The sequence below is a fragment of the Yoonia sp. genome (genome assembly GCF_036770585.1).
In the GTDB taxonomy this organism is placed as follows: domain Bacteria; phylum Pseudomonadota; class Alphaproteobacteria; order Rhodobacterales; family Rhodobacteraceae; genus Yoonia.
On the sequence record NZ_DAIPIW010000024.1, the window covers coordinates 22,390 to 35,255 of the forward strand.

Sequence of the window (12,866 nt, forward strand, 5' to 3'; positions counted from 1 at the left end):
CGCCGAATGGCGTTGTCTGCACGGGGCAGATGCGTATGCTGCAAGGGCGAACAGGGGCGATCATGACCGAAGAACCACTTGAAACCGAAGACGAAGCCTGGGGCGTGAACGAGCGGCTTTTGGCCGATGTCCGCGCGGCGGTCGAGGCCGGTGACGGCGCGACCCTGTCGGCGCTTCTCGACGATCGCCACGCGGCCGATATCGCGCACCTGCTGGAACAGATCGACGCGCGCGAACGCCGCGACCTGCTGACCGCATGGCCGGGCAATCTGGACGGCGAAATCCTGTCGGAACTGACCGAATCCTTGCGCGAAGAGGTGATCGAGCAGCTTAACCCCGCCGAACTGGCCGAGGCCGTGCGCGATCTCGACAGCGACGATGTGGTCGATCTGGTCGAATACCTGGACGAGGAACAGCAGTCCGCGGTGCTGCAGGCGCTGGATGCCAGCGACCGCGTGGTCATCGAACAGGCGCTGACCTACCCCGAGGAATCCGCCGGGCGCCACATGCAGTCCGAACTGGTCCGCGCGCCGGAACACTGGACCGTGGGCGAGACGATCGACTATTTGCGCTCTGACGTGGTTCTGCCGGACCAGTTCTACCACATCATCCTTGTCGATCCGCGTCTGAAGGCCGTGGGCTATGTCTCTTTGGGCCGGGTCCTCAGCCATCCGCGCGCGACGCCGCTGAAAGACCTGACCGAGGACAGCTTCCGCACCTTCCATGTCGAACAGGACGTGGAAGAGGTGGCGCAGGCCATCAACCACTATCACATGATCACGGCACCCGTTGTCGACAGCGACGACCGCGTGGTCGGGGTCATCACCATCGACGACGCGATGATGTTTCTGGACGAGGAACACGAAGAGGACCTGTTGCGCCTTGCCGGTGTCGGTGAAGGCAGCCTCTCGGACAGCGTGCTTGAAACCAGCCGACAGCGCGTGCCCTGGCTGACGGTCAATCTCTTTACGGCGATTCTCGCCTCGCTTGTCATCGCGATCTTCGAAGAGACGATCGCGGGACTGGTGGCGCTTGCCGTTCTGATGCCGATCGTGGCGTCCATGGGGGGCAATGCGGGCACCCAGTCGCTGACCGTTGCGGTGCGGGCCCTTGCCACCCGTGACCTGACCACCGCGAACGTCTGGCGGGTGATCCGGCGCGAGGTGCTGGTCGGACTGATCAACGGCGTGATCTTTGCCGTGATCATGGGGGCCGTGGGTATGGTCTGGTTCGGCGCGCCCTTGTTGGGGCTGGTCATTGCGGTGGCGATGGTGATCAACCTTGTCATTGCGGGCCTCTCTGGCGCGGGCATTCCGGTTCTGCTGGAAAAACTGGGCTTCGACCCTGCGCTGGCCTCGGGCACCTTCGTGACCACTGTCACGGATGTCGTGGGCTTTTTCGCCTTTCTGGGCCTTGCCAGTCTGATCCTGCTGTGATGGACAAATCCGCCGCACGAGAGGCCGCCTTCATCCGCCGCAAGGCCGCGCATCGCCCGGATGCGGCGACGGCTGGCTATCTGAGCGAGGTGCTCGCCGGATATCGCGGTGTGCCTTTGGCGGGCTATATGCCGATGCGGACCGAAATCGACCCGCTGCCCGCCATGGCAGAGGCCGCGGCCCACGGTCCGGTGGGCGTGCCGATCATCATGGCGCGGGCAACCCCGCTGAGGTTTCGGCTTTGGGAACCGGACTGTGCCCTGATCGAGGGCGCATTCGGGGCCAGGATCCCCGAAAGCGGCGACTGGATGGTCCCGCAGATCCTGATCGTGCCGCTGGTGGCCTTCACCCGTGCGGGCGGGCGGCTTGGTTATGGCGGGGGCTTCTATGACCGGACGCTGGAACAGTTGCGCGCCGCGCAACCCACCATGGCCATCGGTTTCGCCTATGCCGCGCAGGAAGACCCTGATCTGCCGCTCGAGCCGACCGACCAGCCGCTTGATCTGATCGTGACGGAACAGGGCATCATCACGCCCTGATCTTTACTCCGCTTCCGCGAAGGCCGCCATCACCTCGTCCGAGGCCTCAAAATTGGCGGTCACGCGCTGCACGTCGTCGTCTTCTTCCAGCGTATCGAGCAGCTTCATCAGCTTGGTCAGACCCTCGCCATCCACCTCTGTCGCGATGTTGGGTTTCCAGATCAGCTTGGTCGAGAGGGATTCGCCCAAAGTCTCTTCCAATGCGGTCGCCACCTCGTTCAGATCGGTGTCCGCACAGAAGATCACATGGCTTTCCTCGTCCGACTGGACGTCTTCCGCGCCCGCCTCGATCGCCGCCATCATCACGGTGTCGGCGTCACCCGCCGAAGCGGGATAGACCACCTCGCCCTTGCGGTCGAACATGAAGCCGACGGACCCCGTCTCGCCCAGGTTCCCGCCGTATTTGGAAAACGTCGAGCGCACGGTGGATGCGGTGCGGTTGCGGTTGTCTGTCATCGCCTCGACGATGACGGCGACACCGCCGGGGCCGTAGCCTTCGTAGCGGATTTCCTCATAGGTATCGGCATCGCCGCCTTGCGACTTCTTGATCGCGCGCTCGATCACGTCTTTCGGCATCGAGCTTGCCTTGGCCTCTTTCACGGCCAGCCGCAGGCGCGGGTTCTTGTCGGGATCGGGGTCGCCCATCTTGGCGGCCACGGTGATTTCCTTGGACAGTTTCGAAAACAGCTTCGAGCGCAGTTTGTCCTGCCGCCCCTTGCGGTGCTGGATATTCGCCCATTTCGAGTGGCCGGCCATGAAAACCCTCATCATGCATACGGAAATTTGCGTCTCTATAGGGCATCCCGCGCCTCCCCCGCAACCCCGCCTAAAGCGGCCAGATGAAGGGGATGAAGAAGGACACGATCGGTGCAAGCGTCACGTTCAGAGGAATCCCGAACTTCAGGAAATCGGTGAACTTGTAGCCGCCGGGCCCATAGACCAGCGTGTTGGTCTGATACCCGATGGGGGTTGCGAAACTGGCGCTGGCCGCGATCATGACCGCCACGACCAGAGGGCGCGGATCAACGCCCAGGGCGCTGGCCAGACCGATGGCAATCGGCGTCATCACCACCGCCACCGCATTGTTCGACACCACTTCGGTCAGGAAACTTGCCAGCGAGTAGACAACCAGCACGACCAGAAACGGCGGCAGCACCATCATCACCGGTGACAGCGCATTGGCGATCATCGCAACCGCGCCCGACGATTCCAGCGCCGACCCGACCCCGAGCATCGCGAAGATCAGCGCCAGAAGGCGGCCATCGACAAAGGAAAACGCCTCGTCCGCGTCGATGCAGCGCGTGACCAGCACCAGCGTGACGCCAAGCATCGCTAGCAGCAGGATCGGGGCGACGCCCAGTGCGGCAAGAACGACAATCGCCAAAAGGGCGCCGATGGCCACCGGTGCACGCTCGCGCCGATAGGCCCGCTGCGAGGCTTCCGAGACATCGCCGAGGTTCATGTCCTCGGCAAGACGCTGGATATCCTCGGGCGCGCCCTCCAGCAGGATCGTATCGCCCACGCGAATGACGATATCGTCGATCTGCTGGCTGATATTGGCATCCCGCCGGTGCACCGCCAGCGGATAGACCGCATAGCGCCGCCGCAGCCGCATCGTGCCCATGCGCCGCCCGACCATCTTGCAGTTGGGGGTGATCAGCACTTCGACGGTCTTGGTCTCGACCGCCGAAAGCTGATCCACGCGGCGCAGTTCCTTGTTCTTCTGCAGCGACAGAAGCTCGGTCATCTCGGTGCGCAGCACCACGCGGTCGCCCACTTCCAGCGTCACCTCTTTGAGGTTCCGCCGCAGCGACCGGTCGCCGCGCACCACGTCGATCAGGCGCACACCGTCGCGTTTGAAAAGCTGCACATCCGTGACCTCGCGCCCGATCAGGTTGCTGTCGGGGGGGATGATCGCCTCGGAAAAGAACTTCTTCTTTGACCGGTCCGACAGCATCGTCGCCATGCTCTGACGGTCGGGCAACAGGCGCGGGCCCATGAAATAGAGATAAGCAAAGGTCCATGTGACCACGACGATCCCGACCGGCAAAATCTCGAGTATGCCGAAAGGCGCCATCCCCGAGGCCCGCGCGACACCATCCACCAGCAGGTTGGTCGAGGTTCCCAGCAGCGTCATCGTGCCGCCGACAATGGCCGCATAGCTGAGCGGGATCAGCAGTTTCGACGCCGAGGTGCCCAATGTGCGCGCCAGTTGCACAAAGACCGGGATCATCACCACGACCAGCGGCGTGTTGTTCATGATGGCGCTGGCAAGGGCCACGAACAGCAACCCACCGGCGATGGCGCGGGCGGGCGAGACCTTGGCCTGCCGCTCGGCGATCTGGGTCATGGCGTTCAGCGCGCCGGTGCGGACAAGGGCGCCGACGATGATGAACATGGCGGCGATGGTCCAGGGGGCGGGGTTCGACAGCACCGTGACGGCGTCCTGATAGGGCAGCACGCCCGTGACAAGCAGGATCGACAGGCCGCCCATCGCGACGACCTCGGTCGGATAGCTTTCGCGCAGGAACATCGCGAACATGCCGACGACGACGGCCATCGTCAGAAAGGCCGCTTGTGCCTGCGTCAGTGTGATGAGGTTATCCATAAGCGACATTGTCCATTGTCAGGGCAAGACGGGCAAGCCGGCAGCCGCGAAGACGGAATGATCGGCGGCAAAGGGTGCTCAATCAGGGCCTGCCTGCTGCAATCGCCCGCCCTGCCGGACCATGGCGATCCGCGTGGCCTTGCCGGTCAGGTTGTCGGTCTCGACATAGAGACCGGAGAGGGTCGCCTCATCGGCGGCGGGGGTGAAGCGCTCTTTCGGCATGCCGGTGATGAACCGGCGCAGCGGTTCGGCCTTGTCCATCCCGATGACCGAGTTGTAATCCCCGCACATGCCCGCATCGGTCAGATAGGCGGTTCCACCGGGCAGGATCATCGCGTCGCCCGTGGGCACATGGGTATGGGTGCCGACGACGATGCTGGCCCGCCCGTCACAGAAATGGCCCATCGCCATCTTTTCCGATGTCGCCTCGCAATGCATGTCGATCAGGCTGGCCGCGACCTGTCCGCCCATCGGATACTGGCGCAGGACGGCGTCGAGGGCCGAGAAAGGATCGTCGAAGGCGCGTTTCATGAAAACCTGCCCCAGCACCTGCGCCACCAGCACCTTGCGCCCCTGCGGCGCGTCAAAGACGCGCGCGCCGACCCCGGGGGCGACCTTGGCGTAGTTGAGCGGGCGGATAAGGCGTTGTTCGCGGGCAATGAACCCCAGCATGTCCTTCTGGTCGAAGGCATGGTCGCCCAATGTGACCACATCCGCCCCCGCATCCAGCAAAAGCTGTGCATGTGGCTCGGACAGCCCCATGCCGCCGGTCGCGTTCTCGCCGTTGACGACGACGAAATCGAGTTTCCAGTCCTGCCGCAGCCGGGGCAGGTGGGTGGTGACCGCCGTCCGCCCCGCGCGGCCCATCACGTCGCCGAGAAAAAGTATCTTCATGCCCCCTGTGTTACGGCCTGATGCGGGCGGCTTCCAGTGAATTCATGTTGCACCCAGCCAGGCGCGGTGCCAGCAAGGGGCATGGAGCCGCAAAAACAATCAAAGCCCGTCTGGGGTGTCTTCTGGATGATCGTGACCGGGCTGATGTTTGTCGGTGTCACGGCGGTGGTCAAGCACGTCGGCGACGCCGTTCCGGCAGCACAGGCGGCCTTTCTGCGCTATGTGCTGGGGCTGGTGTTCCTGATCCCGATGATCCGGCCGATCCTGTCCGCGCGGCTGACGCGCCGGCAATTGCGGCTCTTTGGCATTCGTGGCCTTGTGCACAGCTTTGCCGTGATCTTGTGGTTCTTCGCCATGGCGCGCATCTCCATCGCCGAGGTAACGGCGATGAACTATCTCACGCCGGTCTATGTCTCGCTGGGTGCGGCGCTGTTTCTTGGCGAACGCCTGCCGCCGCGTCGCCTTGCGGCGGTGATCGTCGCCCTGATCGGCGCCATCATCATCCTGCGCCCCGGCCTGCGCGAGATCGAGACGGGGCATATCGCGATGCTGGGCACCGCCGTGTTCTTTGCCGTGGGCTATCTGATCGCCAAGCAATTGTCGGGCGAGCTTTCTGCCGCCGTCGTGGTGGGGATGCTGTCGATCACCGTCACCATCGGCCTTGCGCCCTTCGCCTATGCCGTCTGGGTGACGCCGACGATGGGGCAACTGGGCTGGCTCTTCCTTGTCGCCTGCTTTGCGACGGCGGGGCATTACACCATGACGCTGGCCTTTGCCGCAGCACCACTGACCGTGACCCAGCCCGTGACCTTCCTGCAACTGGTCTGGGCGGTGACGCTTGGCGCGGTCGTCTTTGGCGAGGCCGTGGACGCTTGGGTCGTCTTCGGTGGTGCTGTGATCATGGCCTCGGTCACGTTCATCACATGGCGCGAGGCGCTGGCGCGCCGCAGGGTGACGCCCGCCGTGAACGAGGCGAAGGTCTAGCTTTCTGTCGCAGGCGCAAGCCGCGCAAGGACCGAGGCCTGCGTGACCTGTCCGATGGTCTGCCCGTTCTCGGTGACTTGCAGGGCCTGACCGTTCAGCCGCTGCATGATCTCTTGCACGGGGGTTTCGGCATCGACCGCGGGGCCGTCGCCCGCGCCCGCGACCATCACATCGCGCGCGGTCAGCACACCCAGCGGGTTCATGTGGGCCACGAAATCCGCCACGTAGTCATTCGCCGGATTGGTGAAAATCTCACGCGGGGTGCCACACTGCACGATGCGCCCGCCTTCCATGATCGCAATGCGGTTGCCGATCTTGAAAGCCTCGTCCAGATCGTGGCTGACGAAGATGATCGTCCGCCCGCGCTGCTTTTGCAGATCGAGCAGTTCATCCTGCAACCGTGTCCGGATCAGCGGGTCGAGGGCCGAAAACGGCTCGTCCATCAGCAGGATCGGCGCATCGGTGGCGAAGGCGCGGGCCAGCCCGACACGCTGCTGCATCCCGCCCGACAATTCACCCACCAGCGCATCGGCGCGGTCGGCAAGGCCCACCATGTCCAGTTCCTGATCGACACGGGCAAGGCGGGCCTGTGTCTCCATTCCCGCCAGTTCCAGCCCGAGGCCGACATTGTCGCGCACGGTCCGCCATGGCAGCAGGCCGAATTGCTGAAACACCATGGAAACGCTTTCGCGCCGCACCCGTCGCAGGTCGCTTGCCGAACAGGTCACCACATCGGTCGCGTGTTCGCCGTCATTGATCCGCACCGCCCCGCGGATCACGGGGTTCAGCCCGTTGACCGCCCGCAGCAGCGTCGATTTCCCCGACCCCGACAGCCCCATCAGCACCAGAATCTCGCCCGCCTTCACATTCAGCGAGCAGTTGTGCACCCCAAGGATCTGCCCCGTCCTCTCGCGGATCTCGGGCCGCTCCAGCCCTTCATCCATCAGCGGCAGGGCGGTCTGCGGCTTGTTGCCGAAAACAATCGAGACGTTGTCGAATTCAACCGCGTTCATTTCTGCCTCACCCGCAGCATCCGGTCGAGCATGATGGCGACAACCACGATGACAATTCCGCTTTCAAACCCCAGCGAGGTATTGACCGAATTCAGCGCGCGGATCACCGGCACGCCCAGCCCGCTGGCCCCGACAAGTGCGGCGATCACCACCATCGACAGTGACAGCATGATGGTCTGGTTCAGCCCCGTCATGATCTGCGGCAGGGCGCTGGGCAGTTCGACCTTGAACAGGACTTGCCGCTTGGTGGCGCCGAAAGCCTCGGCCGCTTCCAGCAGCGCCTTGGGGGTGGAAGAGACACCCAGATGCGTCAGCCGGATCGGCGCGGGCAGGACGAATATCACCGTCGCGATCAGGCCCGGCACCATGCCGATGCCGAAAAAGACGATGGCAGGGATCAGGTAAACGAAGGTCGGCAGCGTCTGCATCAGGTCCAGCACCGGCACCATCGCGCGGTAAAGGCGCGGGCGGTGCGCAGCCGCGATCCCGATCGGCACGCCCAACCCCATGCAGACCACACAGGCCGACAGCACCAGCGTCAGCGATTCCAGCGTCTCGTCCCAATAGCCCTGATTGAGAATGAACAGAAAACCAAGCACCACGAAAAGCGGGGTTTTCCAGGTGCGCTGCAGCACCCATGTCAGGGCGGCGAAGGCCGCGATCACGATCAGCGGATGGGGCGTTTCGAGGATCCAGAGGATCCCATCAATCAGCCCTTCCATCACGTCCGACAGCCAGTCGAAGAAAAAGCCCAAATTGGCGTTCATCCAGTCGAAAATCGATTTCGCCCAGGCCCCGATGGGGATCTTGTTCTCGGTCAGCCAGTCCATGCGGCCCCTCTCTTGCGAAAGGGACGGGACCTTTCAGCCCCGTCACCTTTTGGTTACAGGCCCAGCGAGGCCTTCACGGCTTCAACCGCATCACCACCATCCCGGGTGGTCACGCCATCCAGCCATGCGGTGAAGGCATCGGGATTGGCGCTCAGCCAAGCGGTGGCGGCATCGGCGGGGTCCTGACCGTCATTCAGGATCGCGCCCATGATCTCGTTCTCCATCGCCAGCGAGAATTCGAGGTTGGTCAGCAGCGCGCCCACGTTCGGGCAGGCATCGACAAAACCGGCGCTGGTATTGGTGAACACGGTCGCGCCGCCAAGGTCCGGCCCGAACCAGTCGTCGCCACCCTCAAGATAGGTCATGTCGAAGTTGGCGTTCATCGGATGCGGTTCCCAGCCGAGAAAGACGATCGGCTCGTCCCGGCCCGTCGCGCGGTCCACCTGCGCCAGCATCCCCTGTTCGGAACTTTCGACAACCTGAAAACCGGCAGCACCCAGTCCGAAGGCATCCGCCGCGATCATGTCGATGATCAGACGGTTGCCGTCATTGCCGGGTTCGATGCCGTAGATCCTTCCGCCAAGTGCCCCGGCATTGGCCGCAAGATCGGCGAAGGTCCCGATACCCAGCGCGGCACCCGCCGTATTTGTGGCCAGCGTGTATTTCGCGCCTTCAAGGTTGGCGCGCACGGTGTCAACGGTGCCCGCCTCGCGGTAGGGGGCGATATCGGCCTCCATCGTGGGCATCCAGTTGCCCAGGAAAACATCGACGTCGCCTTCGGCCAGCGAGATATAGGTCACGGGCACGGACAGAAGCTTGATGTCGGTCTCATAGCCCAATGCCTCGAGCACGACGGTCGTGGCCGCTGTGGTCGCGGTGATATCGGTCCAGCCCACATCCGAGAAAGTGATGGTGTCGCAATCCGCAAAGGCAGGTGCGGCGGCGACAATCGCCAGCACAGACAAAGATGACTTCAGTTTCATTCGGGTCTCCCTGGTTTTTCTTGATTGACGAGTCAATAAAGAACAATTTAACTGGCCTGCGTCAACCGAAAGGATTTCATGATGCCCAAAGTCGGCATGGAACCCATCCGTCGCGCAGCCCTCGTGAAGGCTACGATTGATGAAATCGGGGCCGTTGGCAACTTGGATGTGACGGTCAGCAATATCGCCAAGCGCGCCGGCATGTCCTCGGCGCTGGCGCATCACTACTTTGGCGGGAAGGATCAGATCTTTCTCGCGGCGATGCGGCATACGCTGACGGTCTACGCAGGCGAGGTCCGCCGCGAGCTGCACGGGGTCAAGGGACACAAGGCCCGACTAGAGGCGATCATCCACGCCAGCTTCGGCTGGTCGAATTTCCAGCCTGCCGTGATCGCGGCCTGGTTGAATTTCTATGTCCTCGCCCAGACCTCGTCACAGGCGCACCGGCTTCTGACGGTCTACCAACGCCGCTTGCACAGCAATCTGCTGCACGACCTGCGCCCCCTTGTCGGCGCGCGGGCACCCGCAGCGGCAGAGCGGATCGCGGGCATGATCGACGGTCTCTATCTGCGTCAGGCGCTGACCAAGGTGGATGCCGAGGATGGATCGGCGGGGCGGCAGGTTCTGTCGCTTCTGGCAATGGAACTCGAAGGGCGGCCACAATGAGCAAACCCAATATCCTGATCATCATGGTGGACCAGTTGAACGGAACGTTCTTTCCCGACGGTCCGGCCGATTGGCTGCACACGCCGCACCTGAGGAAACTGGCGGCGCGCTCGACCCGCTTTGTCCATACCTATACCGCATCGCCGCTTTGCGCGCCCGGGCGGGCCTCGTTCATGTCGGGCCTTCTGCCCTCGCGCACCGGCGTCTACGACAACGCGGCCGAGTTTTCCTCCACCATCCCGACCTACGCCCACCACCTGCGGCGCGCGGGCTACCAGACCTGTCTTTCGGGCAAGATGCATTTCGTCGGCCCCGACCAGATGCACGGGTTCGAGGAACGGCTGACCACCGATATCTACCCCGCCGATTTCGGCTGGACCCCCGACTACCGCAAACCGGGCGAGCGGATCGACTGGTGGTATCACAACATGGGGTCCGTGACGGGCGCAGGCGTGGCCGAGATCACCAACCAGATGGAATATGACGACGAGGTCGCCTACCACGCGCGCGCCAAGCTCTTTGATCTTGCACGCGGGCATGACGCGCGGCCATGGTGCCTGACCGTCAGCTTCACCCATCCGCATGACCCATACGTCGCGCGCAAGAAATACTGGGACCTCTACGAGGATTGTGCGCATCTGAAGCCCGAAGTGGGTCCGATCCCCTACGATGATCAGGACGCCCATTCCCGCCGCATCCTCGACGCCAATGACCGCGACAACTTCACGATCACCGATGATCACATCCAGCGCGCCCGCCGCGCCTATTTCGCCAATATCTCATACCTCGACGACAAGGTGGGCGAGGTGCTGCAAACGCTGGAGGACACGCGCCAGGAGGCCACGATCCTCTTCGTCTCGGACCACGGCGACATGCTGGGCGAGCGGGGGATGTGGTTCAAGATGTCCTTTCTCGAAGGCTCATCCCGCGTGCCGCTGATGATCGCCAGTCCGGACATGACACCGGGTCCGGTCGAGACCCCCGTCAGCACGATCGACGTCACACCGACGCTCTGCGATCTGGCGGGCATCGATATGTCCGAGGTCGCCCCCTGGACCACCGGCGAAAGCCTGGTGCATCTGGGGCAGGGCGGCCGCCGTGACACACCGGTCGCGATGGAATACGCCGCCGAAGGCAGCTTTGCGCCCTTGGTCTGCCTGCGCGATGGCAAATGGAAATACACCCGCTGCGCGCTCGATCCCGACCAGCTTTTCGATCTCGACGCTGACCCGCATGAGCTGACCAACCTTGCCGATGATCCCGCGCATCAGGGCACGCGCGCCCGGTTGCGCGCCGAATCCGAGGCCCGCTGGGACCTCGGCGCTTTCGACGCCGCCGTGCGCCAGTCCCAAGCCTGCCGCTGGGTCGTCTACGAAGCGTTGCGCAACGGCGCCTACTACCCATGGGACTACCAGCCGCTGCAAAAGGCCTCGGAACGTTACATGCGCAACCACATGGACCTCAATATCCTCGAAGAAAGCCAACGCTTCCCGCGTGGCGAATAACCCGACTTCTTTCTCCCACGAAACTCCCGCCGGAGGCTCCCGACGATGCAGACCCAACCCACCGCCAGCCATTTCATCAACGGCCAATACGTCGAAGACACAACGGGCGAGGTCATCCCCGTCATCTACCCCGCCACGGGCGAGGTGATCGCGACGGTCCATTCCGCCACGCCCGCCATCATCGAACGGGCGCTGGCATCGGCCCATGCCGCCAAAAAGGTCTGGGCCGCGATGACCGGCACCGAGCGCGGGCGCATCCTGCGCCGCGCCGCCGATATCATGCGCGCGCGCAACCACGACCTGTCGGTGCTGGAAACCTACGACACCGGCAAGCCTTATCAGGAAACATCCGTCGCCGATGCAACCTCGGGCGCGGACAGTTTCGAATATTTCGGCGGCCTCGCCGCTGCGATCACGGGCGAGCATATCCAGTTGGGCGAAAATTTCGTCTATACCCGTCGCGAACCCATCGGCCTTTGCGTCGGGATCGGCGCGTGGAACTACCCCACGCAGATCGCTTGCTGGAAAGGTGCGCCGGCGCTGGCTTGCGGCAATACGATGGTCTTCAAACCTTCGGAAACCACACCGCTTTGCGCCATGAAAGTCGCCGAAATCCTGACCGAAGCGGGGGCGCCCGCCGGTGTGTATAACGTGATCCAAGGCTACGGCGCGGTCGGTGCGGCGCTGATCGGTGATCCACGCGTCGACAAGGTCTCGCTCACCGGATCGGTGCCGACGGGCCGCAAGGTCTATGCCGCCGCCGCGACGGGCATCCGCCATGTGACGATGGAACTGGGGGGCAAATCGCCTCTGGTCATCTTCGACGATGCCGATCTGGAAAACGCCGTTTCGGGCGCAATCCTCGGTAATTTCTATTCCTCCGGTCAGGTCTGCTCGAACGGCACGCGCGTCTTTGTCCAGAAGGGTATCAAAGAGGCCTTCCTTGCCCGCCTTTCCGAACGCCTTCAAGGCGTCAGGATGGGCGACCCGCAGGACCCGCATGTCAACTACGGCCCGATGGTGTCCGAGCGGCAGCTTGGCATTGTCGAAGGCTACATCGCCAAAGGCATCGCCGAAGGCGCGCGCCTTGTCTGCGGTGGCAAGCGCCCCGACCGCCCCGGCTTCTTCCTTGAACCCACCGTCTTTGCCGATGTCACCGACGATATGACCATCGCGCGCGAGGAAATCTTCGGCCCCGTCATGTCGGTTTTCGATTTCGACACCGAGGAAGAGGTTCTCGCCCGCGCCAATGACACAGAGTTCGGCCTGTCGGCTGGCGTGTTCACGCGCGATCTGTCGCGCGCGCACCGCATGGTGGCAGGGTTTGAGGCGGGCACCTGCTATATCAACACTTACAACGACGCGCCGGTCGAGGCACCCTTCGGCGGCTCGAAGCTGTCCGGCGTGG

12 protein-coding genes are annotated in these 12,866 nt (G+C 63.5%); 6 read left to right on the top strand and 6 right to left on the bottom strand.

From position 1 onward, the window contains the following. Positions 1 to 62 precede the first annotated feature (62 nt). Together mgtE and V7N12_RS06435 are read left to right on the top strand one after the other, a co-directional pair. The gene (gene mgtE / locus V7N12_RS06430) at positions 63 to 1,436 is read left to right on the top strand and encodes a magnesium transporter (protein ID WP_333713492.1); all 1,374 of its coding nucleotides are present in this window, start codon (positions 63 to 65) and stop codon (positions 1,434 to 1,436) included. Next, complete coding sequence (locus V7N12_RS06435) at positions 1,436 to 1,975, top strand: 5-formyltetrahydrofolate cyclo-ligase (protein ID WP_333713508.1); 540 nt, start codon at positions 1,436 to 1,438, stop codon at positions 1,973 to 1,975. The genes mgtE and V7N12_RS06435 overlap by 1 nt, the downstream gene beginning before the upstream one ends. 3 nt (positions 1,976 to 1,978) lie before the next feature. On the opposite strand, the gene V7N12_RS06440 is transcribed toward V7N12_RS06435, so the two are convergent. The 3 genes from V7N12_RS06440 to V7N12_RS06450 all read right to left on the bottom strand — a co-directional run bounded on the left by V7N12_RS06440 (position 1,979) and on the right by V7N12_RS06450 (position 5,477). Continuing rightward, the gene (locus tag V7N12_RS06440; RefSeq protein WP_333713494.1) at positions 1,979 to 2,731 is read right to left on the bottom strand and encodes a YebC/PmpR family DNA-binding transcriptional regulator; all 753 of its coding nucleotides are present in this window, start codon (positions 2,729 to 2,731) and stop codon (positions 1,979 to 1,981) included. A 70-nt stretch (positions 2,732 to 2,801) separates the two neighbouring features. After that, positions 2,802 to 4,583: an SLC13 family permease gene (locus V7N12_RS06445; RefSeq protein WP_333713495.1), complete on the bottom strand. Its 1,782-nt coding sequence runs from the start codon at positions 4,581 to 4,583 to the stop codon at positions 2,802 to 2,804. A 78-nt stretch (positions 4,584 to 4,661) separates the two neighbouring features. Beyond that, positions 4,662 to 5,477, bottom strand: a complete 816-nt coding sequence (locus V7N12_RS06450; RefSeq protein ID WP_333713496.1) for a TIGR00282 family metallophosphoesterase — start codon at positions 5,475 to 5,477, stop codon at positions 4,662 to 4,664. 81 nt (positions 5,478 to 5,558) lie between these two features. On the opposite strand from V7N12_RS06450, the gene V7N12_RS06455 reads away from it, so the two are divergent. Further along, positions 5,559 to 6,461, top strand: coding sequence for a DMT family transporter (locus tag V7N12_RS06455; protein ID WP_333713498.1), 903 nt, complete (start codon positions 5,559 to 5,561; stop codon positions 6,459 to 6,461). Here V7N12_RS06455 and choV read toward each other — a convergent pair. The 3 genes from choV to choX are packed head-to-tail and all read right to left on the bottom strand — an operon-like array spanning position 6,458 to position 9,287. Continuing rightward, complete coding sequence (gene choV, locus V7N12_RS06460) at positions 6,458 to 7,474, bottom strand: choline ABC transporter ATP-binding protein (protein WP_333713500.1); 1,017 nt, start codon at positions 7,472 to 7,474, stop codon at positions 6,458 to 6,460. The two genes, V7N12_RS06455 and choV, sit on opposite strands and share 4 nt — an antisense overlap. Continuing rightward, complete coding sequence (gene choW / locus V7N12_RS06465) at positions 7,471 to 8,304, bottom strand: choline ABC transporter permease subunit (protein ID WP_333713502.1); 834 nt, start codon at positions 8,302 to 8,304, stop codon at positions 7,471 to 7,473. The genes choV and choW overlap by 4 nt, the downstream gene beginning before the upstream one ends. A 53-nt stretch (positions 8,305 to 8,357) precedes the next feature. Then, positions 8,358 to 9,287 (bottom strand): choline ABC transporter substrate-binding protein, encoded by a 930-nt coding sequence (gene choX / locus V7N12_RS06470; RefSeq protein WP_333713503.1) that lies wholly within the window; start codon positions 9,285 to 9,287, stop codon positions 8,358 to 8,360. Between the two features lie 81 nt (positions 9,288 to 9,368). Between choX and betI the strand changes: the two genes are divergently transcribed. From betI to betB, 3 genes are all read left to right on the top strand, one after another. After that, positions 9,369 to 9,953, top strand: coding sequence for a choline-binding transcriptional repressor BetI (gene betI, locus V7N12_RS06475; RefSeq protein ID WP_333713509.1), 585 nt, complete (start codon positions 9,369 to 9,371; stop codon positions 9,951 to 9,953). After that, positions 9,950 to 11,458, top strand: a complete 1,509-nt coding sequence (gene betC, locus V7N12_RS06480) for a choline-sulfatase (protein WP_333713505.1) — start codon at positions 9,950 to 9,952, stop codon at positions 11,456 to 11,458. The genes betI and betC overlap by 4 nt, the downstream gene beginning before the upstream one ends. A 45-nt stretch (positions 11,459 to 11,503) precedes the next feature. Next, positions 11,504 to 12,866: betaine-aldehyde dehydrogenase (gene betB / locus V7N12_RS06485; protein WP_333713506.1), on the top strand; the 1,363-nt coding region annotated here is incomplete at its 3' end.

What these genes read in the sequence shown, in the direction of transcription:
- choX (WP_333713503.1), bottom strand. Translation starts at nt 9,287, where the DNA reads ATGAAACTGAAGTCATCTTTGTCTGTGCTGGCGATTGTCGCCGCCGCA.
- V7N12_RS06435 (WP_333713508.1), top strand. Translation starts at nt 1,436, where the DNA reads ATGGACAAATCCGCCGCACGAGAGGCCGCCTTCATCCGCCGCAAGGCC.
- betI (WP_333713509.1), top strand. Translation starts at nt 9,369, where the DNA reads ATGCCCAAAGTCGGCATGGAACCCATCCGTCGCGCAGCCCTCGTGAAG.
- choV (WP_333713500.1), bottom strand. Translation starts at nt 7,474, where the DNA reads ATGAACGCGGTTGAATTCGACAACGTCTCGATTGTTTTCGGCAACAAG.
- V7N12_RS06440 (WP_333713494.1), bottom strand. Translation starts at nt 2,731, where the DNA reads ATGGCCGGCCACTCGAAATGGGCGAATATCCAGCACCGCAAGGGGCGG.
- V7N12_RS06455 (WP_333713498.1), top strand. Translation starts at nt 5,559, where the DNA reads ATGGAGCCGCAAAAACAATCAAAGCCCGTCTGGGGTGTCTTCTGGATG.
- V7N12_RS06450 (WP_333713496.1), bottom strand. Translation starts at nt 5,477, where the DNA reads ATGAAGATACTTTTTCTCGGCGACGTGATGGGCCGCGCGGGGCGGACG.
- choW (WP_333713502.1), bottom strand. Translation starts at nt 8,304, where the DNA reads ATGGACTGGCTGACCGAGAACAAGATCCCCATCGGGGCCTGGGCGAAA.
- betC (WP_333713505.1), top strand. Translation starts at nt 9,950, where the DNA reads ATGAGCAAACCCAATATCCTGATCATCATGGTGGACCAGTTGAACGGA.
- mgtE (WP_333713492.1), top strand. Translation starts at nt 63, where the DNA reads ATGACCGAAGAACCACTTGAAACCGAAGACGAAGCCTGGGGCGTGAAC.
- V7N12_RS06445 (WP_333713495.1), bottom strand. Translation starts at nt 4,583, where the DNA reads ATGGATAACCTCATCACACTGACGCAGGCACAAGCGGCCTTTCTGACG.